Genomic DNA, 23,638 nt, shown 5'->3' on the forward strand with positions numbered 1-23,638 from the left:
CGCCCATGCCGGCCCGCCATCGCGACAACATCGCCTTCACGGTGGTGGTGTGGGTGCTGGTCGCGCTCGGCGCGGCGGCGGTCCTGCTGGTGCTGGCGCTCTCGGGCGCGGCCGGCACGCTCGTGCTCGCGACGGCGCTCGCCGCGCTGCCCGTCGGGCCGGTGGTGGCGACCTACCTGTGGTTGGACCGCTACGAGCCGGAGCCGCGCGGCCTCCTCGTCGCCGGCCTCCTCTGGGGTGCCTGCGTGGCGACGTCGGCGGCGATCGTGCTCGGCGGTGTCGGTGGCCTGGTGGCGCCCCTCGACCGGACCGCGTCCGCGGTGCTCGTCGCGCCGGTCACCGAGGAGGCGACCAAGGGCCTCTTCCTCGTGCTGCTCCTGTGGTGGCGGCGCCACGAGCTCGACGGGGTGCTGGACGGCATCGTCTACGCGGGGATGGTGGGGGTGGGCTTCGCCTTCACCGAGAACATCCTCTACCTCGCGGCGGCCTACGACGGGGCCGACGGGCTGGGGCCCGGGGGCGTCGAGGCCGTCACGGTCACGTTCGTCCTCCGCTGCCTCCTCAGCCCGTTCGCCCACCCCTTCTTCACGGCCTTCCTCGGCATCGGGGTGGGCCTGGCCGTGACGTCACGCTCCCGGGTGGTGCGACTGGGTGCGCCGGTGGTGGGGTACGGGGTGGCCGTGGGCTGGCACGCGCTCTGGAACGCCTCGACCATGCTCCCGACGGGCTTCTTCGGCACCTACGGGCTGCTCATGCTGCCCGCGTTCCTCCTCCTCGTGGCGGTGGCCGTCTGGTGCCGGGCGCTGGAGCGCCGGGTGCTCACCGCCGCGCTCGAGGACGCGGCCGAGCGCGGCCTGCTGCCGGCCGCCGACATCCCGTGGATCGCCGACCTCCGGTTGCGGCGGCAGGTGCGTGCCGACGCCCGACGGGGAGGCGGTGCGCGAGCGGCGGGCATCGTGCGGGAGTATCAGGAGGCGGCGGTGGAGCTCGGCTTCCTCCACCACCGGGTGCTCCGCGGCACGGCTCCCGACGACTTCGTCCAACGGGGGCAGGTGCACCTGCGGCGCATGCGGGCCACCCGCCCCCTCATCCCGATTCCTGCACAGGTGGTGACCGTCAGATGAGCACTTCCGACGACCGTGGACGAGCCGACGGGCCGCCGCGCCGCGGCGCGCGGTCCGGAGCGACCGAGGCGGGCGGTGTCGCCCAGACGGGCAACGCCCCGATGCTCACCGCGCTCGTGCAGCTCCGCAGCGCCCTCCAGGCGGCGCACCTGCCGCTGGAGACGCCCGGTGTGGAGGCCGTGCGCGAGGCGCGCACGGAGATGATCGACCAGCTGGAGGACTACGCGATCCCGCGCCTCATGGCGGTCGAGGCGCCGCTGCTGACGGTCGTGGCGGGGTCCACCGGGGCCGGGAAGTCGACCCTCGTGAACTCGCTCGTGGGCCACCGCGTCTCCCAGGCCGGCGTGCTCCGCCCCACCACGCGCTCCGCCGTGCTGGTGCACCACCCCGACGACCGCTCGTGGTTCGGCCCCGACCGGCTGCTGCCCGAGCTGCGCCGGGTCGAGGACCCCACGACCGACCCGGGGTGCCTGCAGCTGGTGGCGACCGATGCGGTGCCGAAGGGCCTCGCGATCCTCGACGCGCCCGACATCGACTCCGTCGACCGTCACAACCGCGAGCTCGCCGCGCAGCTCATGGCGGCAGCGGACCTCTGGCTCTTCGTCACCTCGGCGGCGCGGTACGCCGACCAGGTGCCGTGGGAGTTCCTCAAGGAGGCGGGGGAGCGCTCGACCGCCGTCGCGATCGTGCTCGACCGCACCCCGGCCGACGCCGTCGAGACCGTCGCGGCGCACCTCGCACGCATGCTCGCGAGCCGCGGCCTCAAGGACTCCCCGCTCTTCATCGTGCACGAGGGCGACCCCGGCACCGACGGCGTGCTACCGCCGGCGGAGGTCAACGACGTCGTCACCTGGCTGGCCAGCCTCGCGGCCGACCAGAAGGCGCGGGAGTCGGTGGTGCGCCAGACCCTGTCGGGCACGATCCGCACGCTGTCGCGCCACAGCCACCAGATCGCCGACGCTGCCGAGAAGCAGGTCGACGAGGCCCGGCGGCTCCGCGCGGCGGTGGACAGCGTCTACGACGAGGTCGTCTTCGACCTCGAGCAGCAGGTCGTCGACGGCTCGCTCATGGCGGGGGAGCTGCTCGCCCGCTGGCAGGAGTTCGTCGGCAACGGCGAGCTGCTCCGCTCGCTGGAGACGCGCGTCGGTCTCATCCGTGACCGCATCGTCAACGCGGTCAAGGGCAAGCCGCAGCAGGCCGAGCAGGTCGCCGTGGCGGTGGCGGCCACCGCGGGGGCGGAGGTCGTCGCCCAGGCCGAGCGCGCCACCACCGAGCTCGTCGAGCGCTGGCGGTCGTCGGACGCCGGAACAGCCCTCGTCGCGACCGGCGACCGCCTGGAGCGCCCGTCCCGCGAGCTGGCCCGCGCGGCCGAGCGCACCGTGCGGGAGTGGCAGCGGGAGATCACCGACCTGGTGCGCGAGGAGTCGGGGGACAAGCGCACCTCGGCCCGCTTCATGGCCTTCGGCGTCGACGGCCTCGGGTCCACCCTCGCCGTCGTCGTGCTGGGCGGTCCCTCGTCCTCGGGCGGGCGGCAGCTGCTCGACGCCGTGCTCGGGCCCGAGACCACCGGGCGACTCGTCACCACGGCGACCGCGTCGCTGCGGGAGCGCGTGCGTGCGGTCCTCGAGGCGGAGCGTGCCCGCTACGCGGGGGTCGTCGACCGGCTCGAGGTCGGGGAGGACGCGAGCCTGCGGGTCCGTGCCGCCTCCCGGCGCGTGGACGACATCCGCTTCGCCGACCGCTCCGCGCTGCGCAGTGCTGCAGCCGGTACGGCACCGGGCACCGCGCGCCGCTGATCCCGACCGGCTCCTGCGGCCGTCCCGCCCCCACGGTGCGGCTGCTCCACTAGGGTGGGCCGCGCCTGCCCGCCGATCCGCCGCGCACCCGCGCACCCGAGGGAGACGATGACCCTGTCCCACGCCCCCGACGCCTCCAGCTCGGCCCCCCGGGCCGACCTCGGCACCCGCGTCACCGCCCTCGAGGAGGCGGCCGCCACGTCCCGCGGCCGTCTGGACGAGGCCCTGGTGGCGCACGTCGAGGGCGTCGCCTCCCGGGCCACGACGCGCATCCGGCTCTCCGCGTCCCACACGGTGATCGGCATCGCGGGTGCCACCGGCTCCGGCAAGTCCTCGACGTTCAACGCCCTCACCGGGCTCGAGCTGTCGTCGGTCGGCGTGCGGCGCCCCACCACGTCGTGGGCGAGCGCGTGCATCTGGGGCAGCGACGGCGCCGAGGAGCTGATGGACTGGCTCGGCATCCCGCCGCGCTACCGCACGAGCCGCGACTCCATGCTCGACACGAGCAGCGAGACCCGGGACATGCAGGGCGTCGTGCTCCTCGACCTGCCCGACCACGACTCCACCGAGGTCTCCCACCACGACGAGGTCGAGCGCCTCGTCACGAAGGCCGACCTCCTGGTGTGGGTGCTCGACCCGCAGAAATACGCCGACGCGGCCATCCACGAGCGCTTCCTCGCGCCCTTCGCGGCGCAGCAGGACGTCATGCTCGTCGTCCTGAACCAGATCGACTCCGTGCCCGAGGAGCGCCGCGACGCGATGCTCTCCGACGTGCGCCGGCTCCTCGACGACGACGGCCTCGAGCGGGTCCGCATCTTCCCGGTCAGCGCCAAGGAGGGCTGGGGCATCGCCGACCTGCGCGCCGAGATCGTGCAGCGCGTGGCGGCGAAGCAGGCGATGGTGGCGCGTCTCGACGCCGACATCGTGGAGGCCGCCGACCGTCTGGCCGCGGCGTCGGGCGACGCCCGTGCCCCGGAGCTCACGGAGGACGCGGCGACGGAGCTGCGGGGCGCGGTCGCCGCCGCGGCCGGGGTCCCGCCGCTGGTCGACAGCGTCGAGCAGGTCGTCGCCGGCCGCACCCGTCGGGCCGTCGCCCCCACCCCCCTGACCTGGGTGACGCGCGACCCGCTCCGCCGGGTCGAGGTGGACCTCGGCGAGGCCGCCGCGCTCCTGACCGGCAACCGTCCGCCGGAGGCCGGGCACGTGCAGCGCTCGCGGCTCGAGATGGCGGCCCGGGCGTTGGGCGACCGGGTGTCCGACGGCCTCGTGCCGGCCTGGGCGGAGGCGATCCAGCGGGCAGCCACGCGTGACGTGGACGGTCTCGTCCAGCGCGTCGACGACGCGCTCCAGCGCACCGACCTCCGCGCCGGCTGGCTGCCCGGCTGGGCGAAGGCCCTGCGGGCGGTGCAGTGGGTGCTGCTCCTGCTGCTCGTGCTCGGCCTGGTCGTCGGCATCGCTGCGGTGGCCGGCGTGGACGCCGTCCCCTCGGCCGGCGTCGGTTTCGGCGTGGCGCTCGGGGCCCTGGTCCTCTCGCTCGTGCTCGGCGTGGCGGGCCGCGCGAGAGCGGCCGCCGCGGGCCGGGACGCCGCCGCCCAGGTCGACGACGAGCTCCGGCAGGCGACCGACAGCGCCCTCGACACGACGGTGCTCGCCCCCGTGCGCGCCGAGATCGAGGCCTACAGCGCGGTCCGCGAGCGGCTCGCCGTCGCGCAGGTACGCCGCGACTGACGCGCTCGTCTGCCTGAGGCGCTCGTCTGCCTGTCCGTCCGTTCGCGCGTCCGTCCGTTCGCGCGGGGCGGAAATGTGCGGCTGGGGTGGGTCCGCCTCGGTGAGATCCGCACCAAGCGCGCAGTTCTGCCCAGGTGTAGGGGTCGGGGTCGGGGTCGGACGGCCAGGTGGGCCGCTGGTGGCCCGTCGGGTGCCGTTGACGTTGGCGCCGTGAGCTGGGCAGCGAAATGTGCGGCTGGGGTGGGTCCGGCTCGAGGTGGTCCGCACCAAGAGCACAGTTCCACGCCGAGGCCCGGGCCTCGGCGTGGACTGGCCCGCGAGGTGCGCCCGGCGCCGGACCCGGCCCCACCCGACCCGGCCCGTTGTCCGTCCCCAACTGACTCCAGGGGCTCGGTCCTCCCCAGGCCCGGCATCGCCCCTCGCCGTGGTGCTTCCGGTCGGGTTGGCTCGTCGTGTGCCCGGCACCGGGTCGGGCCGTGACGAAGGGGGACGGACGTGAGCACGACGCACATCACGGTGCAGGGCTGGGTCGGCACGGAGGTCGAGAGCAGCATCACGAGCAGCGGCCGCACGGTCGCGACGTTCCGGCTGGGCTCGACCCCGTCGCGGCAGGACCGCGACGGCACGTGGCAGCCGGGCGAGACCGCGTGGTGGACGGTGCGCGTGTGGCGCCAGGTCGCCGAGCAGGTCGGGGCCTCGCTCCACAAGGGGGAGCCGGTCGTGGTCACGGGTCGCCTCGTCGTCGAGCGCTGGGACCGCGCCGACGGGTCCATCGGTGAGCGGCAGGTCATCGAGGCGACCGCGCTCGGTCACGACCTCACCAAGGGCCGGTCCGCCTTCATGCGCGCGGCGCGCGCCGTACCGGCGACCCCGGGGACTCCTGCGGCACCGCACGACCCCGTGCTCGCCGACCAGGCCCGCCCCATGTTCTCGACGGTCTTCCCCGACACCCGGCCGGCCGACGCCCGGCCGCTGGACCCGCACGAGGTCGCAGGTGCCGCGTCGGGGGAGGAACCGCAGGCTCCGGCGGCCTGACGGGCGGCCGTGGTCGCCGGCCGGGCGGGGGAGACCGGCAGGCGGCCGCAGGGCGGCCTCAACTAGGCTCGGACCCATGGCCGACTTCATCTTCACCCTGCGCAACGTCCGCAAGGCCCACGGCGACAAGGTCGTGCTCGACAACGTCTCCCAGTCGTTCCTCAAGGGCGCCAAGATCGGCGTCGTCGGTCCGAACGGAGCGGGCAAGTCGACCCTCCTCAAGATCATGGCGGGCCTGGAGCACCCCAACAACGGCGAGACCTTCCTCGACCCCGAGTCGACCGTCGGGATGCTGCAGCAGGAGCCGCCGCTCACGGAGGGCGCGACCGTCCTGGAGAACGTGCAGGAGGCGGTCGCCGACACCCTGGCCAAGAAGGCCCGCCTCGACGAGGTGTACGCCGCGATGGGCGACCCCGACGCCGACTTCGACGCGCTCAACGAGGAGGCGGGCAACCTCCAGACGGAGCTCGACGACTCCAACGCCTGGGACATCGACTCCCGTCTCGAGCAGGCCATGGACGCGCTCCGGTGCCCGCCGGCCGATGCCATCGTCGACAACCTGTCCGGTGGTGAGCGCCGTCGCGTCGCGCTCTGCAAGCTCCTCCTCCAGGAGCCCGACCTGCTGCTCCTCGACGAGCCCACCAACCACCTCGACGCCGAGTCCGTGCAGTGGCTCGAGGGCCACCTGAAGACCTACAAGGGCGCCGTTCTGGCGATCACCCACGACCGGTACTTCCTCGACAACGTCGCCGAGTGGATCGCCGAGGTCGACCGTGGCCGCATCCACGGCTACGAGGGCAACTACTCGACCTACCTCGAGACGAAGCGCGAGCGTCTCAAGGTCGAGGGGCAGAAGGACGCCAAGCGCGCCAAGATGCTCGAGAAGGAGCTGGAGTGGGTGCGCTCCAACGCCAAGGCCCGGCAGACGAAGAGCCGGTCGCGCCTGGCGCGCTACGAGGAGATGGCGGCCGAGGCCGACCGCGCCCGCAAGATCGACACGAGCGAGATCAACATCCCGCCGGGCCCGCGCCTGGGCGACATCGTGCTCGAGGCGAAGAAGCTGACGAAGGGCTTCGAGGGGCGCACGCTCATCGAGGACCTGTCGTTCACGCTGCCCCGGGCCGGCATCGTCGGCGTCATCGGCCCCAACGGCGTCGGCAAGACGACCCTGTTCCGCATGATCACCGGCGGCGAGCAGCCGGACGCGGGCGAGCTGGTGGTCGGTCAGACCGTCAAGATCTCCTACGCCGACCAGAGCCGCGGCGGCCTCGACGCCCAGAAGAACGTCTGGGAGGTCGTGTCCGACGGCCTCGACTTCATCAAGGTCGCCAACTTCGAGATGAACTCGCGGGCCTACGTCGCGTCGTTCGGCTTCAAGGGCCCCGACCAGCAGAAGAAGTCGGGCGTGCTGTCGGGTGGTGAGCGCAACCGGCTCAACCTGGCGCTCACGCTCAAGATGGGCGGCAACCTGCTGCTCCTCGACGAGCCCACCAACGACCTGGACGTCGAGACCCTGTCCTCGCTCGAGGACGCGCTCCTCGACTTCCCCGGCTGCGCCGTGGTCACGTCCCACGACCGCTGGTTCCTCGACCGCGTCGCCACCCACATCCTGGCGTGGGAGGGCGACGACGAGAACCCGGCCAAGTGGTTCTGGTTCGAGGGCAACTTCGCGTCGTACGAGGCGAACAAGATCGAGCGCCTCGGCGCCGAGGCCGCGCGTCCGCACCGCGTGACCCACCGCCGCCTGACGCGCGACTGAGCCACCGGCGCCGAGCGCGCCACAACGCAGCAGGGCTCGGCTGTCCCGAGGGGGAGCCGAGCCCTGCTGCGTCTCCGCCACCCCTCGCGGGACGTCATGCGGCCCGGTGCCCCTGGCCACCGCGGCGCATGACGTCCGCGTGGTGCCGCCCGGTCGCGCGGTGTCGGAACTGTGCAGGCGGGGCGGGTCCGAGCCGGCGCGGGCTGCCCCAGCTGCACATTCCGGGCCGGCCGGGCCTGACCTGCCCTCGCACCCGCCTCCACCCCACGGGACGTCATGCGTCCTGGTGCCCCCGACCACCGCGGCGCATGACGTCCGGGGCGGGGTGGGGGAGGGCCTAGCGGATGTCGAGCCCCGGGCGGGCGCCGATGAGGCTGTCGGCGACGGCGTCCATCACGCGTCCGACGGCGGCGAAGTCCTCGGTGGTCACGCGGTCGACGAGGTGGCGCCGCACACCGGCGACGTGCACGGGCGCGGCGCGGCGGAGCAGGTCCCAGCCCTCGGGGGTCATGCTGCAGAGCACGCCGCGGCCGTCCTCGAGGCAGGTGCTGCGCTGCACCAGGCCCATCTTCTCCATCCGGGCGACGGTGTGGGTGATGCGACTGCGGCTGTGGCGCAGGGAGTCGGCGAGCACGGCCATGCGGAGGGCCTGGTCGGGTCGCTCGGAGAGGCGCACCAGGATCTCGTACTCCGTCAGCGACAACGAGAACTCGGTGCGCAGCTCCTCGTCCAGCTTGTCCATGAGGAGCGTGGTGGCGATGAGGAGCGCGCGCCAGGAGTGTTGCTCGTCGGCGTTCAGCCAGGTCGTCTCGTCGCCCACGCCCCCGATCCTACGCGCGCGCGGCACGTCGCCCGCGCGGATCCGGGGCCTGGGCGGGCCCGCGGTTCTGGCACGATCCCTCCCGTGCGCCACCTCTACGCCTGCCAGGTCCGCTGGGCCGACCTCGACGTGCTCGGTCACGTCAACAACGTGTCGTTCCTCGACTACGTGCAGGAGGCGCGGATCGACATGCTGCGCACCCACGCGCCGGAGCAGCGCGACGCGCTCGTCGAGGGCGCGCTCATCGTGCGGAACGACGCGACCTTCGTCGCCCCGCTCCTGCTCCAGGAGAGCGTCGCCATCGAGGTGTGGGTCACCGAGATCAAGGCGGCGTCGTTCACCCTGGCCTACGAGGTGTTCGACGTGGACGCCGCCGGGGAGCGCGTCGTCTACTTCCGGGCCACGTCCGTGACGGCGCCCTTCCTCTTCGGCGAGGCGCGGCCGCGCCGCCTGACGCCGGCCGAGGTCGAGGTGCTGACGCGGTTCCTCGAGCCGGGGGAGCCCGAGCTCCCGTCCCGGTCGGCCCAGCAGGACCGTGCGCTGCGGTCCGTGGCCCCCGAGCGGACCCACCCCTGGGAGACGCGGGTCCGCTTCACCGACGTCGACGCCTACCAGCACGTCAACAACGTGACGTACTTCGAGTACTTCCAGGAGGCCCGGATCTCGACCTTCCGCCGGCTCTTCGGCGAGGTCGCCTCGGACGACTTCCCGAGCGTCGTGGTCGCCCAGATGAGCGTCGTGTACCGGCGTCCGATCGTGCTGCGCCCCGCGCCGTACGTCGTGCGGAGCTGGGTCTCCCGCGTGGGTGGGTCGTCCTACGACATCGACTCCGACATCGTCGACGACGGCACGGTGATGGCGCGGGCCCGCGCCACGCTCGTCACCTTCGACACGGCGACCCAGCGCGCGGCCCGTGCGCCGCAGGCCTACCGCGACGTGCTGCTGGGCGAGCTGCGCGCCTGAGGCGGTCTCGCCGCGCCCGGACCGAGCGCGGCGACCACGAGGGCGAGCGCGGCGACCACGGCGGCCGCCGACAGCAGCGCCACGACGCCGAACGCCTCCACCCCGATACCGCCGACGAAGGCGCCCAGGGCGATGGCCGCGGTGAAGACCCCCACGTAGAGACCGGTCACGTGCTCCGTGCGATCGGGTGCCGCCTGCGTCATCCACAGCTGCGCCGCGACCGAGAGCCCGCCGTACGCGACGCCCCACAGCGACACGGCCACCACCGCGACCCACCCCACGCCCCCGGCGCCTGCCAGCAACGCGACCGACGCGGCGATGCCCGCCGCGAGGGCCACGACGGTGCCGCGCGCCCGCCGGGCTGCCAGCGCCCCCGCGGCGAAGTTGCCGGCGAGGCCGAACGCGCCGTACACGAGCAGCAGCAAGGCGATCGTGTCTCCGGAGAAGGCGGGCAGGTCCTCGAGGACGGGGCGGACGTAGGTGTAGGCCGCGAAGTGCGCCGTCACGAGCAGCACCACCACGACGAGGCCCGTGACGACCCCGGGGCGCAGCAGCGAGGCGCGCGCCACTGTCGGGGCGTCGACGGCCGATGCCTGCGGCTCGAGGCGGGGGAGGACGAGCAGCAGGGCCAGTGCCAGGACCAGCCCTGCCCCCGCCAGCACCCCGAACGCCGTGCGCCAGCCGAAGGCGTTGCCCACAAAGGTGCCGAGCGGGACACCCAGCACGGAGGCCCCCGCCACGCCGCTGACGGTGAACGAGACGGCGAGGGCCACGTCGCGAGGTGCGACGAGCCGCGTCGCGACGGCGGCGGCGAGGCCCCACACGGTGCCCATGCCGACGCCCAGGACGACCCGCGCACCGATCAGCGTCGCGAACCCGTCGGCCAGCGCAGTGAGGACGTTGCCGACGACGAGCGCGAGCATCGCAACGGCCAGCACGTGCCGGCGGTCGGCGTCGCCGAGCAGCCGCGGCACCACGGGGGCGGTCACGGCCGCCACGAGGCCCGTGACGGTCAGGCTCGTGCCCGCGGCCCCGGACGTGATGCCCAAGCCCGCGGCCATGGGCGTGAGCACGCCCACCGGCAGCATCTCGGCAGTGACCACGACGAACGTGCTGGCTGTCAGTACCGCGACCGTCGACCACTGTGCCCGGCTGGTCCGCTCTCCGGCGACGTCGGCCGGGGACCCCGGCGCGGTGTCTGCCACGTCCTCGCTCACTGCTGGCCCCCCGCCGTCACGAACGCCTTGCTGCTCATCAGGAACCGCCCCAGGTAGTCCTCGTGCGGGACGAATCCGTCGCTGTGCGTCGTGGGCACGGCGTGGTGCACGTTGCGCACGCTCGGCTCGTCGAGAAGCGCGTCCAGCAGCGGGTCGTCGGGCGCGGTGTACGCCGTCACCACCAGCGAGTCGCGCAGCGGGGCCACGCCCTCGCCCTCGGTCCACGGCGCGAGTGCCACGAAGGGAAAGGGCAGCTCGGTGCCGAGAGCGTCCGAGCCCGGTTCCACCTCGAGCACCACGGGGGCGACGACGTATCCGCCGTCAGGATGCGGCTCCAGCGCCCGGGGCGGTCCCCCGAGACGCTCCACTCCGGCCGCCCACGCCCGCGCTGTCTCCGCGGTCACCCGTGGTCCGAGGTGGTCACCGGCGGCGAGCGCGGTGTCGTGGCGCTGCGCGAGCTCGTGGCGCAGGGCTGCGGCGAACGATGCCGTCGCCCCGGTCCCGGGATCCTCGACCAGGAGGCCGGTCGTGTTCACGCAGGCGCTCCCCGAGCTGTCGGCGACCGCGTCGGCCACGGCGGTGACGACGGCGGGAGAGCGGTACCCCTCGCGCACGAGCGTCTTGGAGCGGCCCGGACCACCGACGAGCACCGACGGGTCGCCCGCGTACGCCGCGGCGACGTCGGCCCCGCCGTAGGTCAGGCCCAGGTCCGCGCGGCGCAGCACCTCCGCCGCGACCGCCTGACTGGTCGGCAGGTAGGTCACCTCGTCCGGTCCGAAGCCCGCTGCCCGCAGCGCGTGCACCAGGCGCGAGGCCGTGAACGGCTCGCGCCGGGAGGGCCGCACCGTCACCGCGTAGCCCAGTGCCAGGGCCTGCAGCCACCCGTTGTGCGCAGCCGGCGAGTTGCCGGACAGCACGGCGCCGAGGGTGCGACCGCGGCGCACCCACACGCCGCTCGCGCGCTCGGGGGCCGCGCTGCCCGCGCGCGCGTCCGGGACCGCGCCGTGCGGACGGCCCCGGTCGACCCGCGCGGGCGCCTCGGCGACCTGCCGCACCACCGCCTCCGTGAGCCGTCGCGTGACGGCCGGTCCGTGGCCGCTGGCCTCACCGACGAGGTGGACGTGCTCGGCCGGTGAGAGCCCTCCGAGCACGTCGTCGGCGAACAGCTCGGCCGCACGGGCGAAGCGGTCCGGATCGCGGACGGGTCCCGGACGCACGGCGCGCTCCTGCTGGCGCAGGGTCTGGGCGACGAGGAGGGGTGGCGCCAGCGACAACCGCGCCAGGAGCGCACCGTCGGGGCCGGTGACGACCTCGACCTCGTGGGTCGACCGCTCCCCGCGGGTCGTGAGCAGCGGCAGGTCGACCACCTGCTGCCGCGGGCGGGTGGCGTGGACGACGATCATCAGTACACCCCCTGGACGACCTGCTCGCCCTCGAAGGAGGCGAGCGGGGCGGGCTGGGCGAGCGCGTCGCTGATCTCGGGACGGAGGCCCGGGACCCGCACCGCCGAGTCGCGCTCCAGGTTGTTCGGGATGAACACCCCGCTGCTGACGTGCGCCATCCGCACCTGCCCCCGCTCGCCCGCCGCGACCGGCTCGCCGGTCTGGGGGTCGACGACGGAGAACGACACGAAGGGCGGGTAGCCGTCGTACACGGCGTCGGCGGGTGGGGCGGCCGGGTCCCGCAGGCGCGCGGTGGTCAGCACCATCGTGCTGCCGTAGATGTTCTGGACGACCGCCGTGGGCAGTGCCTCCGTGAGGAGCTCGTACGTGTCCTGGTCGAGGTGCGCGCCGGCGAGCGCGACGTACTCCACCTCGGCCAGGCGCTGGGCGACCTCGTCGTCGAGCAGGAGCTCGGCGAGGATCGGCGGTGTGGTGGTCAGTGCGCGCACGCGTTGGCTGGTCACCACGTGCCGCACCTGCTGCACGAGGTGGCCGACGTACCCGCGTGGGTCCGAGCCGGCCGCGATCGCCTTCCTGACCCACCGTGGGTCGAGGTCGACGGTGAACAGCACCGATCCCAGCTCGCGGGCCTGGAGCCGCGCTGTGTGCCCGTAGGCATGCGGCCCCGACGGCATCGCGACCAGCCAGCCCCCGCCCTCGGGGAAGCCGGCGGCACGCAGCTCCGCCACCTTCCAGCGCAGCACCCGCTCCACCCAGCCCGGGGTGTAGAGCAAGCGCTTCGGCGCCCCCGTGGTGCCGCCGGTCTCGAAGACCGACGGCACCGGACCGCCCTGCAGACCCCGCGGGAGGAGGTCCTCGACCGGGCGGTCGCGCAGCGCCCCGGCGATGTCCGGGAAGCGGGCCAGGTCAGCCCACGACCGCACGTCCCGGCGCGGGTCGAAGTCCAGCCCGCGGGCCAGGTCGAGCCACAGCGGTGAGCCGGTGGCGGGGGAGAAGTGCCAGTCGAGCGCGGCCGCCAGGAACTCGTGCGGGTCGGGTCCCGTCACCGTCGCCTCCAGGGCTCCACCCGAGCCCGCTGCCCGGTCGAGGGACACGCTCGCCTCGAGCTCGAGCAGCGGGTGCAGGCCGCCTGCACCGTGCGTCGCGGCGCTCATGGCGTGGCCCCCGAGGCCGCAGCCGCGACGGGTCGCGACGCGGTCCAGACGCAGCCGCGGTCGTCGCCGCTGGCGGTCAGCTGGAACGCCGCGTCGAGACCCTTGTGGGTGATCATGGCCTCGGTGGCGGGCACGCAGTACTCGCACGGGGCCTGCAGCGTGATCGGCACGCCTCGTGCGCGGGCCCGCTCGCGGTAGTCCCAGATCGCGCAGTGGTGGATCTCGAGCGTCGCGTGCTCGGGCCCCTCGGCCACCCACGCGAACGTCGAGTCGTAGAGCGACGCCTGCGCGCAGAGCCGCTGGAGCGGCACGGCCGCGTCGTGCTTGGGGCGGTCGTCGACCGAGGCGTAGATCGCGGAGTTGGACCGCGCCCACTCGGCGAGGTGGGCGAGCCCGAAGTGCCGCACCACGAACCTCTCCATCAGGGCCTGCCCGCGGAAGAACACCGCTTTCCACTCCTGCTCCTCCTGCGTGGTCGGCAGGTCCGCGAAGATCTGCTCCTTGACCTGCACGAGGGCGTGGAGGTTGGCGCCCGAGCGCAGCTCCGCCACGAAGCGGGTCAGGCCCGCCTCCGCCTCGAAGAGGCGACGGCGCCACAGGGCCGCACGTTCGTGACCCAGCCGGTCCTCCTCCCGACCGCCGGCGGTGCCGGAGCCGTGTCCGTTCCGATCGTTCGTCGTCTCATGCGCCACGAGATCCTCCTGAGATGAGCTGGGGTGGAGAAGTGGTGAGGGTCTTCAGGGTCGGCACGACCTCCTCGGTGAGCAGGTCGAACCGATTGCCGAGGATGAGCTGGAAGCCGTCGACTGCGCCGCCGGTGATCCACTCCGTGAGCTCGTCCAGGACCTCCTCGACCGTCCCGACGAACTGGGCGTGCTCGCCCCAGGCGGCCGACCGCACGGCGAGGTCGCCGAGGTCGGCGGCGGGCTCGGTGCCGTGGACGAGGTCCCACACGGGCAGGTACGCCGAGCCCAGCGTCGCCAGGGTCTCCGCGGGCGTCGGCGGCACCAGGTCGAGCGGGACGGGGGCACGTGGTCGCAGGTCCGTCAGGTCGAGCCGGGGGTGGCGCTGCGCGAACGCCAGCACCGCGGCCGCTCGGTCGACCGTCCCGCCGGTCCGCGCGCGGCGGAGCCGGGCGGCCTCACGGCGGTCGTCGACGAGGTGCAGGAAGGCGCCGGGCAGGAGCCGGACGGCGTCTGGCGGTCGTCCGGCGGCGCGCGCCTCGTCCTGGAGCACCGTGCGCAGCAGATGGGCGGCCCGGCGCGTCGGCGTGCCGGCGAAGACCCCGTCGGCGGTCCGTGCGGCCAGCGCCAGCCCGGCCAGCGACGTGGTGGCCTGCAGCGTGAAGGGGAAGGCGGCCGAGAACGGCGCCATGTCGATGGGGCCCTCGTGGGCATAGAACTCGCCCTGGTGCCCGACGTCCTCGATCAGCTCGGTCGCGACGAACGTGCCGCTCGCAGCGTCGGCGACGAGCGCCTCGGGCGGCCAGCTGCGCCAGAGCTTGCGGGCCAGCGTCACGAACTCCTCGGTCTGCGCGTGCCGGTCGCCGCGGCGGTCCGTGCGGGTGACGCCGAGCCCGGTGCCGGAGCGGAAGGACGAGACCACGTTGACCCACGCCCGGCCGCGTGCGATCCGGTCGAGGCTCGCGAGGTTGCGCGCGAAGGTGAACGGGTGGGTGTGCAGCGTCGAGACCGTCGGCATCACGGCGATCGCGTCCGTGGCGCTGGCGACGAGGGCGGCGAGCTGGAACGGCTCGAACGCGTTGACCGGCGGCCCGCTGCGGATGCTGGCCCGCTGCACGCCCGAGAAGTCGGCCTGGAAGAAGACGTCGACCCCGGCCGCCTCGGCCTGCCGAGCCTCGCGGACGAAGGTGGACACCTCGAAGGGGGAGGTGTCGCGACCGGCGGGAGTGCGCCAGTCGCGGCTGGAGCTCAGGTAGGCGGCGTTGAGCAGCACCAGGGGAGGTGACGCGGCCGCGGTGGAGGTCATCGCCGTCTCACTTCCTCTCCACCGCGTAGAACAGCGGCTCCCACGAGTTCACCGGGAAGGTGGGTCCGGTGAGGTCGGACGCGGTGAGCAGCACCTGAGAGGAGTCGAAGAGCGGGATGCCGTACCCCTCTGTCAGGACGAGGTCGACGGCCTCGTCGACCAGCGCCCGCCGCGCCCCGGGGTCGACGGTGCGGCTCTGCTCGGCGAGCAGCGCGTCGATCTCGTCGCTGCCGGTCTGCTCGCCCCACACCGTGAGGTCGCTGGAGTAGAAGGCGGCGATGCCGTCGGCGTCCCCGCGGGAGGCGCCCTGGTAGACGGTGAGCTGCCACTCGTCGGTGCCCTGGAGGTCTGACAGCTCGGCGTCGGCGACGGGACGGAGCTCCAGGTCGATCCCGACGTCGGCCAGGCGGGAGCGGAGGTACTCCCAGCCGGCATCCTCGGAGCCGATCTCCTGCGCGACGTACGTCAACGCCACCTGCAGCCGCTGCCCGTCGCGCTCGCGGATGCCGTCGGCCCCCTCGACCCAGCCGGCGTCCTCGAGCAGCGAGCGGCTCAGGTCGGGGTCGAACGTCAACAGGTCGCTGCGGTCGCGGTAGAAGGGGTGGGCCCTGCTGACGACGTCCGTGGCGGGCTCGACCCCGTCGCCGTAGAAGGTGGAGGTCAGCTCGGCGCGGTCGATGCCGTGCTGGAGCGCGCCGCGTACCGCCGGATCGGCGAGGACGGGGTCGGTGGCGTTGACGACGAACGTGTTGACGACGCTGCGGTCGGGCGCGAGCAGCGACTGCACGCTGTCGACACCGTCGGCCTGGGCCAGGCCGCTCTCGGTGATGGAGTAGGCGATGTCGTAGTCGCCCGCGACGACGCCCGCGGCTCGCACGCTCTCCTCGGGCACGATGTGGATCGTCAGCGTCTGCGCGTTCGCGTCCCCCTCGTGCCCGTAGGCCGCCGGCGCCCAGTCGTAGTCCTCGCGCGCCGTGTAGACGACACGCTCGTCCTGGACCTTCTCGGTGAGCACGTAGGGGCCCGTCCCGATCGTGCCGTCGGTGCACCGCTCCTCGGGTGACTTCTCCAGCGACTCGCTCGCGACGATGCCGAACTGCCCCTCGGCGTTGGCCTGGAGGAATCCGGCGTTGGGCTGGCTGAAGGTGACGCGGACGACCTGGTCGTCGACGGCCTCGGCACCCTCGAAGCTGCGGAGGTAGGCACCCGGGGTGACCGAGACGCCCTGCTCGGCGAAGTCCCACAGCTTCTCGAAGTTGGCGGCGACGACCGCCGCGGTGAGCTCTTCGCCGTTGCTGAACGTGACGTCGTCACGCAGGGTGAACTCGTAGCTGCGCGCGTCGTCGGACACCTCCCAGCTCGTGGCCAGGAACGGCTGGATCTCGCCCGTCGCCGGGTCCTGGCTGACCAGCGTGTCGAGCACCTGCCGGCTGAAGAGGGCGAACGGGTTGGACTGCGCGTAGTCGAAGCACGTCGGGTACCAGCCATAGGCGACGTGCAGCTCGTCCTCGGCAGAGGCAGCCGACTGCGTGCACCCGGTCAGCAGGAGCGCTCCCGAGGAGAGAGCGACGAGTGTACGGCGGGGCGTGGGCATGGGCGGGCTCCTTCAGGGACGGTTCGGGACGGGCAGAGGACGAGGGGTCGCCCCGGCGGCCGGGAGCCGGGGGACGCTGGCCACGAGCGCGGCGGTGCGGGGGTGGCGAGGGTGGGCCAGGAGCTCGGCGGGTCGCCCGCGCTCGACGATCCGGCCCGCGTCGAGCACGAGCACCTCGTGGGCCGACGACCGCACCATCGCCAGGTCGTGGGAGACGAGCAGGTAGGCCACGCCCAGGTCCCGCTGCAGCTCGGCCAGCAACCGCAGGACCGTGCCGCGGCTGGCCGCGTCGAGGGCGGACACGGGCTCGTCCAGCACGAGCAGCTCCGGTTCCAGTGTCAGCGCGCGGGCGAGGGCGACCCGCTGGAGCTGGCCGCCGGAGAGCTCGGTGGGCCGTCGACGCAGGAGGGCGGCGTCGAGACCGACCCGCTCCAGCAGAGCGCCGGTGCGACGGCGGACCTCGGCGCGATCGTGGGTGCGCTGGGCCATCAGCGGCTCGGCGAGCACCTGGTCGATGCGCAGCCGCGGGTCGAGGCTGCGGGCAGGGTTCTGACCGAGCAGCTGGACCTTCCGGGCCACCTCCCGCGTCGCAGGTGCGCCCGTGAGGCGCAGGCCACCGACCTCGACCCGGCCGGCGTCGGGCCGGACGAGACCCGCGACGATGCGCAGCAAGGTGGTCTTGCCGGCACCGGACTCGCCGACGACGGCGACGGCGGTGCCGCGCCGTACCTCGAGCGAGACGTCGTCGAGCACGACGCGCTCGCCGCTGCGCCCGCCGTACGTCGCCCGCAGTCCCGTCGCCGCCAGCACCACCGGGGCGCCGGCCGGCACCGGTACCGGCGCGACCTCGTCGCGTGCGGCCCGCACCAGGGTGCTCGTGTAGGCGTGGCTCGGCGCGCCGATGACGGCGCGCGCCGGGCCGTGCTCCACGACCCGGCCCCGCTGGAGCACCACGACCTGGTCGGCCCGCTCGTGCGCCACCGCGACGTCGTGGGTCACCATCGCGAGCGTCAGACCCCGCTCGTCCTGCAGCCGGGCCAGCAGATCGAGCAGCGTGCGTTGCACGGTCGCGTCGAGGTTGGAGGTCGGCTCGTCGGCGAGGAGGATCCGCGGCTCGGGCACGAGGGCGAGCGCGATCAGCACCCGCTGCAGCTGCCCGCCCGAGAGCTCGTGCGGAAGCTGCACCAGACGTCGGCCGGGCTCGGAGATCCCCACCTGCTCCAACGCGGCGACGGTGAGCTCCGCGCTCTCGGTGCGTGACCGCACCCCGTGGAAGTGTCGGTGCAGCTCGCGGAAGTGGGCGCCGATACGGCGCAGCGGGTCGAGCGCGCGCGTCGGGTCCTGCGGCACGACGCCCACGAGGCGACCGCGCAGGTCGTCGGGTCGCGCCGACACCTCGTCGCCCGCCGCGTTCCGCAGCGTCAGCGCACCGACGTGCACGCGGGCCCCGGGCGGGGTGAGCCCGACGAGGGCGCGCAACAGCGTGGTCTTGCCTGAGCCCGACTCGCCGACGACGGCCGTCGTGGCCCCCTCGGCGAGGTCGAGGTCGACACTGTCGAGGGCGCGGCCGTGCCCGGCGTAGGCGACCGTCAGGTCGCGCACCGACAACGCCGCGGTGCTGGGCGTCGGGCCCGTCACGGCGCCCACTCCGGGGTGCGGTCGGTGAGCCACCGGCCGACGCGGTGCAGGGAGAGCACGAGGACGACGAGCACGATGCCGGGCAGCGCGGTCAGCCACCAAGCGGTGACGAAGTAGCGGCGGCCCTCCGCCACGAGGGTGCCCCACTCGGGGTGGGGCGGCGTCGCGCCGTACCCCAGGAAGCCGAGCACGGAGACCGTCAGCAGGATCGCGGCGAGCTCGACAGCGGCGAGCGCGACCAGTGGGCGCACGGTGTGCGGCAGCACGTGCCGTGCGAGCACGACCCGACCGGGCACACCGAAGGCACGTGCCGCCTCCGTGAACGGCTGGGTGTCCACGCGCAGCACCTCCGCGCGGGTCAGCCGCGCGAACGCCGGGACCGAGGCGAGGCCGACCGCGAGCGCGAGGGCGAGCGTTCCGCTGCCGAGCGCGAAGACGATGAGCAGGGAGACGAGGAGCGCGGGCAGCGCCAGCAGCGCGTCGACGCCGAGCATGAGCACCCGGTCGGTGCGGCCGCGGACGTAGCCGGCCACGCCGCCGACGGCCAGGGCCAGCGTCGTGGCGACGGCGAGGGCGAGCAGGCTGGTGCCCAGCGTGGTGCGAGTGCCGTGCACCACCCGGGCGAGGAGGTCGCGGCCGAGCTCGTCGGTGCCGAAGGGGTGGCTGGCACTCGGCGCCTGGAGACGCTGGGCGATGTCCTCGGCGTAGGGACCTTCGGGTGCGAACAGCTGGGGCGCCAGCGCGAACGCCGCGAGGAGCACCAGCACGGCACCGGCCGCCCAGGGCAGACGGGTGCTCATCGGCTCTCCCTTCGGCCGAGCCGCGGGTCGAGCAGCGGGTAGAGGAGGTCGACCGCGAGGTTGGCGAGCCCGAAGACGACTGCGCCGAGGACGGCGAGCGCGAGCACGACCGGCGCGTCCTGGCTCTCGACGGCCCCGACCAGCAGGCGGCCGAGGCCGGCGCGGGCGAAGACCGTCTCGGTCACGACCGTGCCGACGAGCACGCCGCCGACGGTGAGACCGAGCAGCGTCACGAACGGCAGGAGCGAGCCGCGCACGACGTGGGCCCAGAAGACCGAGCGGCGCGGCAGGCCCCGCGCCTGGAGCAGGAGCACGAAGTCGCTGCGCCAGGTGGCGTCGAGGGTGCGGACGAGCACGATGGCCAGGGGCGCGGAGACCGGTACGGCGAGGGCGAGCGCCGGCAGCACGAGCGCGGCCGGGCCGGTGCCCCGGGTCGCCGGGAACCAGCCGAGCGAGTAGGCGAAGACCTGCATGAGCAGCAGGGCCAGCCAGAAGGCGGGGATGCCGGCCGCGATCGCCGGCACGTCGTGCAGGAGGCGGTGCACCCACCCGTCGGGGCGGTAGCTCGTGACGAGGGCGAGCGTGACGGCGATGAGCGTGGCGAGCGCGAATCCTGCAGCGGCGAGCTCGAGGGTGGCCGGCGCCGCTGCGGCGAGCAGTGCGGTCACGGGCTGGCCGTGCTCGAACGACGTGCCCAGGTCGCCGACGACGAACGCGCCGAGCGTGGCGCCGTAGCGCTCGAGCAGCGACCGGTCCGTGCCGTAGGCCTCCCGGAGCGCCGCGAGCTGGTCGGGCGCGAGGCCGCCCGCCCCTCCCGAGCGCCGCTCGACCATGAGGGCCACCGGGTCGCTGGGCAAGGCGTAGACCAGCACGAATGTCGCGGTGTAGACGACCCAGAGGAGCAGCACGAGGTACCCGAGCCGGCGCACGGCCCGTGCTGCCCCCGTCCTGCCTCTGCCTCGTCGGCGCCGGACGGTGGCGCCGAGCTCTACAGCCGTCGCCACGACTCGTCCAGGACGTCGGCGACGGTGGTGGCGAGCAGGTCGATCTCGGCCTCGCCGATCGTGAGCGGCGGGGCCAGCAGGATCGCCGGCAGGCTGCGCTCGTCGATCCGGGCGTAGAGCCCGCGCTCGGCCAGGCCGGGCAGCAGCAGCTCGTCGACGAGGCGCCGCTGGGTCGCCGGCTCGAAGGGCGTGGGCCGACCGGCCTCGGCGCTCAGCACCACTGCCTGGAAGAAGCCCGCGCCCCGCACGGTGCCGAGGAGCGGCGAGTCGGCCGCGGCGGCACCCAGCCGCGCCGCGAAGGTGTCCTCGTGCGTCCGGACGTGGGCGTTGAGCCCCTCCTCCTCGAAGACCGCGATGTTCTCGAGCGCGACGGCGGCGGCCAGCGGGTGACCGGCGAACGTCAGGCCGTGGAGGAAGGTGTGCCGGCCCGAGGCGAACGGCTCGAACAGCCGGTCGCTCGCCAGCACCAGCCCCGCCGGCACGTAGCCCGAGGTCAGGCCCTTGGCCCCGGTGATGATGTCCGGCACGACGCCGTAGCGCTCGATCGCGAAGAACTCCCCGAGCCGGCCGAACGCCGTGATGACCTCGTCGGCGACGAGCAGCACGCCGTAGCGATCGGCGATCTCGCGCACCCGCTGGAAGTAACCGGGCGGCGGCGGGATCGCCGCGCCGGAGTTCTGCAACGGCTCGAGGAAGATGGCGGCCACGGTCTCGGGGCCCTCGAGCTCGATCGCCTCGGCGATCCGGTCGGCCGACCAGCGTCCGAAGGCTTCCTCGTCACCGTCGAAGTCGGGTGCAGCGCGGAACCAGTCGGTCGTGGGCACCCGGGACGTGCTGGGCACGAGGGGCTCGAAAGGCGCCTTGACCGCAGGGATGGAGGTGATCGACAGCGCACCCTGCGTGGTGCCGTGGTAGGCCAGTGCGCGACTGACCACCTTGTGCCGCGTCGGCTGGCCGACGGCCTTGAAGTACTGCTTCGCCAGCTTCCACGCCGTCTCGACGGCCTCGCTGCCGCTGTTGGTGAAGAAGACCCTGTTGAGGTCGCCCGGCGCCCGCTCGGCCAGCGCCGCCGCGAGCTCCGCGGCCGCCGGGTGTGCGTGGTTCCACACCGGGAAGAAGTCGAGCTCGCGCAGCTGCCGGGCCGCGGCGTCGGCGAGACGGGCCCGACCGTGGCCGACGTTCACCGCGAACAGCGCCGAGAGCCCGTCGAACACCTTCTGGCCCTCGGAGGTCCAGAAGTGGTGGCCCTCGGCCCGGGTCACGCCGCGGAAGTACGGCGTGCTCGTCGCGTGTGGGGTGAAGTGCAGCCAGAGGTGGTCGCGGGCGGCGGCGGCGTCGTACGGGCGGCTGCGGGCCGCGGGCGACGGGACCTGTGCGGGGTGCACCCCAGGTGCGGGGAAGTACGACGTGCGAGTCATGGTCGGTCTCCTGGTACGGGGGCGGGTGGGCGGTCAGACGAGGGCGGGGCGGTAGGCCTCGAGCCAGGCAGCGAGGTTGAGCACGACCTCGGCCTCGTAGTTGCTCACCAGGCCCGTCCCCGCGCCGGACGTGGCCCGGTCGGGGCGGAGCACCTCGGCATCGAGGTAGGCGTCGATGTCGTCCGGCGGGGCGCTCAGCACCTCCGTCAGCTGGGTGCGCAGCCGGGTGGCGTAGCGCGGGTCGGGGCTCGTCGGGTACGGCGACTTCCGCCGCTCCCGGACCGGCGTCGGCAAGCTGGTGCCGATCGCGTCGCGCAGCACGGCCTTCTCCCGGCCTGCCCCGCGACGCACGTGCTCGGGGAGCCGCACGAGGGCCTCGACGAGGCGGTGGTCGCAGAACGGCACCCGCGCCTCCAACCCAGCAGCCATGCTGAGCCGGTCGTTGCGGTCGAGCAGCAGCGGGAGGAAGTACGTCGTCGCCAAGTAAGTGATCTCGCGCTGGCGCCGTGCGCTCGGGCTCAGCGAGTCCGGCAGGTCCAGGGAGGCGAGGGCACTGCGGTACTCGTCGGCGACGAACGCGTCGAGGTCGAGCTCCTTGCGCAGTCGCTCGGGCAGGAGGGCCTGCTGACGGGGGTGCAGGCGTCCGTGGGCGGGCGTGTCCGCGATCCAGGGGAACGTGTCGGCGCCGACGGCCTCGGGCAGCGTGAACCACAGGTAGCCACCGAGGACCTCGTCGGCCGCCTCGCCGGACAGCGCGACGCTCGCGTGCTCCTTCACCCGGCGGCAGAGGGTCAGCAGGCTGGTGTCGAGGTCGCCGAACCCGTTGGGCAGGTCCCGGGCCCGGATGCCCTCCAGCCGCAGGGCCGGGTCGAGGAGCGCGTCCGCGTCGAGCACCACGTTGTGGTGCGTGGTGCGCAGGTGGTCCGCCGCCAGGCGAGCATGCAGTCGGTCCTGCGCCGTCCGCGAGCCGGGATCGCCCTCGGCGTCGGAGAAGTCGACCGAGAAGGTCCGCAGCTCGGCGTCGGCGCCGAGGTGCTCGCGGGTGAGGGCCGTGATGACGGAGGAGTCCAGCCCGCCCGAGAGGAACGTGGCCAGCGGCACGTCGGAGATGGTCTGCCGGGCGACCACGTCCTCCAGGAGCGCCCTCACCTCGTCCGCGGCGGCCGCTGGCGAGCCCGCGGGTTCCGGTGTGGCGAGCGCGTCGGCGAGCGACCAGTAGCGGGTGGTCCGGGTGCCGTCCCGGCCGAACCGCAGGACGCTGCCGGGTGGTACCTCCTCGATGCCGGCGAAGGGGGAGGTGCCCGGCACCTTCAGCAGCGGCAGCGAGAGCAGTCGCAGGCCGTCGGCGTCGAGTGCCGTTGCCACCTCCGGGTGCGCGAGGATCCCCTTGGGCTCCGACGCGAACAGGAGACGCGACCCGTCGCGGTGGTAGTGCAGGGGTTTCACTCCGAGGTGGTCGCGGACGAGCCAGACCTCCTGGGCAGCCGAGTCCCAGACGGCGAAGGCGAAGATGCCGTTGAGGTGCTCGACCGCCCGAGGGCCCCACTGCGCCCATGCCGCGAGCAGCACCTCGGTGTCGGTCCCGGTGGTGAAGCCGTGTCCGGCACGGCGCAGGACGGCGCGCAGCTCGCGGAAGTTGTAGAGCTCGCCGTTGTAGGTGAGCACGAGCTCGCCGCGCCGCTCCGGAAGGGGCAGCACCCGCGGTTGCTGCCCGTGCTCGGGGTCGATGACGGCCAGGCGGCGGTGACCCAGGACGGCCTGCGACGACGACCAGATGCCAGCCCCGTCGGGCCCGCGATGCCCCTGCGCGTCGTTCATCGCGGCGACGGCGTCCGTCGCCCCTGCCGTGCGTCCGGTCACGTCGACCAGGCCCGAGATCGCGCACATCGAGGTACCCCCTCCAGCTCCCGCAGATCTGCGACCGGTTCCCGGTCGTCTGTCGTGCGGTTTCCGATGTATGTCGACCAAGTTAGTGTTATTTGAACGGGCTAGCGAATTGTCTCACTTCGTGGACATGCGGATCGTGAGGCCGATGTCGCGGCCGGGCGTCGTAGCCTCGTCCGGCGTCACGAGTGCCAGCGCCAAGCCCCGGCTCGCTGGCCGGCAACCCTCCTCCGCGGTGGGGTGCCCCGGGTGAGGACGTGGCTCGTGCCGACCGGCGCGGGCAAGTGCGGACCCGGCCCGACCGGGTCAGAG

General features: G+C 73.9%; 18 protein-coding genes and 1 riboswitch. Of the genes, 6 read left to right on the plus strand and 12 right to left on the minus strand.

The genetic code is table 11. The annotated features are described in order from the left end of the window. Positions 1-5: 5 nt before the first annotated feature. The 5 genes from QE405_RS01370 to ettA all read left to right on the plus strand — a co-directional run bounded on the left by QE405_RS01370 (position 6) and on the right by ettA (position 7,442). The gene (locus tag QE405_RS01370) at positions 6-1,124 is read left to right on the plus strand and encodes a PrsW family intramembrane metalloprotease (protein WP_307198435.1); all 1,119 of its coding nucleotides are present in this window, start codon (positions 6-8) and stop codon (positions 1,122-1,124) included. Then, a complete protein-coding gene (locus tag QE405_RS01375; protein WP_307198436.1) occupies positions 1,121-2,920 on the plus strand; it encodes a GTPase in 1,800 nt (599 codons plus the stop codon). The genes QE405_RS01370 and QE405_RS01375 overlap by 4 nt, the downstream gene beginning before the upstream one ends. Positions 2,921-3,028: 108 nt before the next feature. Then, complete coding sequence (locus tag QE405_RS01380) at positions 3,029-4,648, plus strand: GTPase family protein (RefSeq protein WP_307198437.1); 1,620 nt, start codon at positions 3,029-3,031, stop codon at positions 4,646-4,648. Between the two features lie 495 nt (positions 4,649-5,143). Continuing rightward, the gene (locus tag QE405_RS01385) at positions 5,144-5,683 is read left to right on the plus strand and encodes a single-stranded DNA-binding protein (protein WP_307198438.1); all 540 of its coding nucleotides are present in this window, start codon (positions 5,144-5,146) and stop codon (positions 5,681-5,683) included. A 76-nt stretch (positions 5,684-5,759) separates the two neighbouring features. Further along, positions 5,760-7,442 carry an energy-dependent translational throttle protein EttA gene (ettA, locus tag QE405_RS01390; protein WP_307198439.1) on the plus strand — a complete coding sequence of 561 codons (1,683 nt, stop codon included), beginning with the start codon at positions 5,760-5,762 and terminating at the stop codon, positions 7,440-7,442. Between the two features lie 337 nt (positions 7,443-7,779). Here the strand turns inward: ettA and QE405_RS01395 are convergent, their stop codons facing one another. Continuing rightward, the gene (locus QE405_RS01395; protein WP_307198440.1) at positions 7,780-8,262 is read right to left on the minus strand and encodes a MarR family winged helix-turn-helix transcriptional regulator; all 483 of its coding nucleotides are present in this window, start codon (positions 8,260-8,262) and stop codon (positions 7,780-7,782) included. Positions 8,263-8,346: 84 nt separating this feature from the next. On the opposite strand from QE405_RS01395, the gene QE405_RS01400 reads away from it, so the two are divergent. Next, entirely contained in the window at positions 8,347-9,225 is an 879-nt protein-coding gene (locus tag QE405_RS01400; RefSeq protein WP_307198441.1) for an acyl-CoA thioesterase, read from the plus strand. Here QE405_RS01400 and QE405_RS01405 read toward each other — a convergent pair. From QE405_RS01405 to asnB, 11 genes are read right to left on the minus strand one after another with little or no spacing between them, the layout of a single operon-like run. Then, complete coding sequence (locus QE405_RS01405; RefSeq protein WP_307198442.1) at positions 9,189-10,442, minus strand: MFS transporter; 1,254 nt, start codon at positions 10,440-10,442, stop codon at positions 9,189-9,191. The two genes, QE405_RS01400 and QE405_RS01405, sit on opposite strands and share 37 nt — an antisense overlap. After that, a complete protein-coding gene (locus QE405_RS01410) occupies positions 10,439-11,845 on the minus strand; it encodes an aldehyde dehydrogenase family protein (RefSeq protein WP_307198443.1) in 1,407 nt (468 codons plus the stop codon). The genes QE405_RS01405 and QE405_RS01410 overlap by 4 nt, the downstream gene beginning before the upstream one ends. Continuing rightward, positions 11,845-12,999 carry an AMP-binding protein gene (locus tag QE405_RS01415; protein ID WP_307198444.1) on the minus strand — a complete coding sequence of 385 codons (1,155 nt, stop codon included), beginning with the start codon at positions 12,997-12,999 and terminating at the stop codon, positions 11,845-11,847. The genes QE405_RS01410 and QE405_RS01415 overlap by 1 nt, the downstream gene beginning before the upstream one ends. After that, positions 12,996-13,691 (minus strand): hypothetical protein, encoded by a 696-nt coding sequence (locus tag QE405_RS01420; protein ID WP_307198445.1) that lies wholly within the window; start codon positions 13,689-13,691, stop codon positions 12,996-12,998. The genes QE405_RS01415 and QE405_RS01420 overlap by 4 nt, the downstream gene beginning before the upstream one ends. After that, positions 13,681-14,988 carry an LLM class flavin-dependent oxidoreductase gene (locus tag QE405_RS01425; protein WP_307198446.1) on the minus strand — a complete coding sequence of 436 codons (1,308 nt, stop codon included), beginning with the start codon at positions 14,986-14,988 and terminating at the stop codon, positions 13,681-13,683. Before QE405_RS01425 ends, QE405_RS01420 begins: the two co-directional genes overlap by 11 nt. Before the next feature lie 7 nt (positions 14,989-14,995). Then, positions 14,996-16,582, minus strand: coding sequence for an ABC transporter substrate-binding protein (locus QE405_RS01430; protein ID WP_307198447.1), 1,587 nt, complete (start codon positions 16,580-16,582; stop codon positions 14,996-14,998). A 12-nt stretch (positions 16,583-16,594) separates the two neighbouring features. Continuing rightward, positions 16,595-18,220, minus strand: a complete 1,626-nt coding sequence (locus QE405_RS01435; protein ID WP_307198448.1) for an ABC transporter ATP-binding protein — start codon at positions 18,218-18,220, stop codon at positions 16,595-16,597. Next, entirely contained in the window at positions 18,217-19,020 is an 804-nt protein-coding gene (locus QE405_RS01440; RefSeq protein WP_307198449.1) for an ABC transporter permease, read from the minus strand. The genes QE405_RS01435 and QE405_RS01440 overlap by 4 nt, the downstream gene beginning before the upstream one ends. Beyond that, positions 19,017-19,949, minus strand: coding sequence for an ABC transporter permease (locus tag QE405_RS01445; protein ID WP_307198450.1), 933 nt, complete (start codon positions 19,947-19,949; stop codon positions 19,017-19,019). The genes QE405_RS01440 and QE405_RS01445 overlap by 4 nt, the downstream gene beginning before the upstream one ends. 59 nt (positions 19,950-20,008) lie before the next feature. Next, entirely contained in the window at positions 20,009-21,442 is a 1,434-nt protein-coding gene (locus QE405_RS01450; RefSeq protein WP_307198451.1) for an aspartate aminotransferase family protein, read from the minus strand. A 33-nt stretch (positions 21,443-21,475) separates the two neighbouring features. Then, positions 21,476-23,329: an asparagine synthase (glutamine-hydrolyzing) gene (asnB, locus tag QE405_RS01455; RefSeq protein WP_307198452.1), complete on the minus strand. Its 1,854-nt coding sequence runs from the start codon at positions 23,327-23,329 to the stop codon at positions 21,476-21,478. 177 nt (positions 23,330-23,506) lie between these two features. Beyond that, a riboswitch (SAM riboswitch) is annotated at positions 23,507-23,619 on the plus strand. The last annotated feature ends 19 nt before the right edge of the window (positions 23,620-23,638 follow it).

The organism is Nocardioides zeae (genome assembly GCF_030818655.1).
Classification (GTDB): Bacteria; Actinomycetota; Actinomycetes; order Propionibacteriales; family Nocardioidaceae; genus Nocardioides; species Nocardioides zeae_A.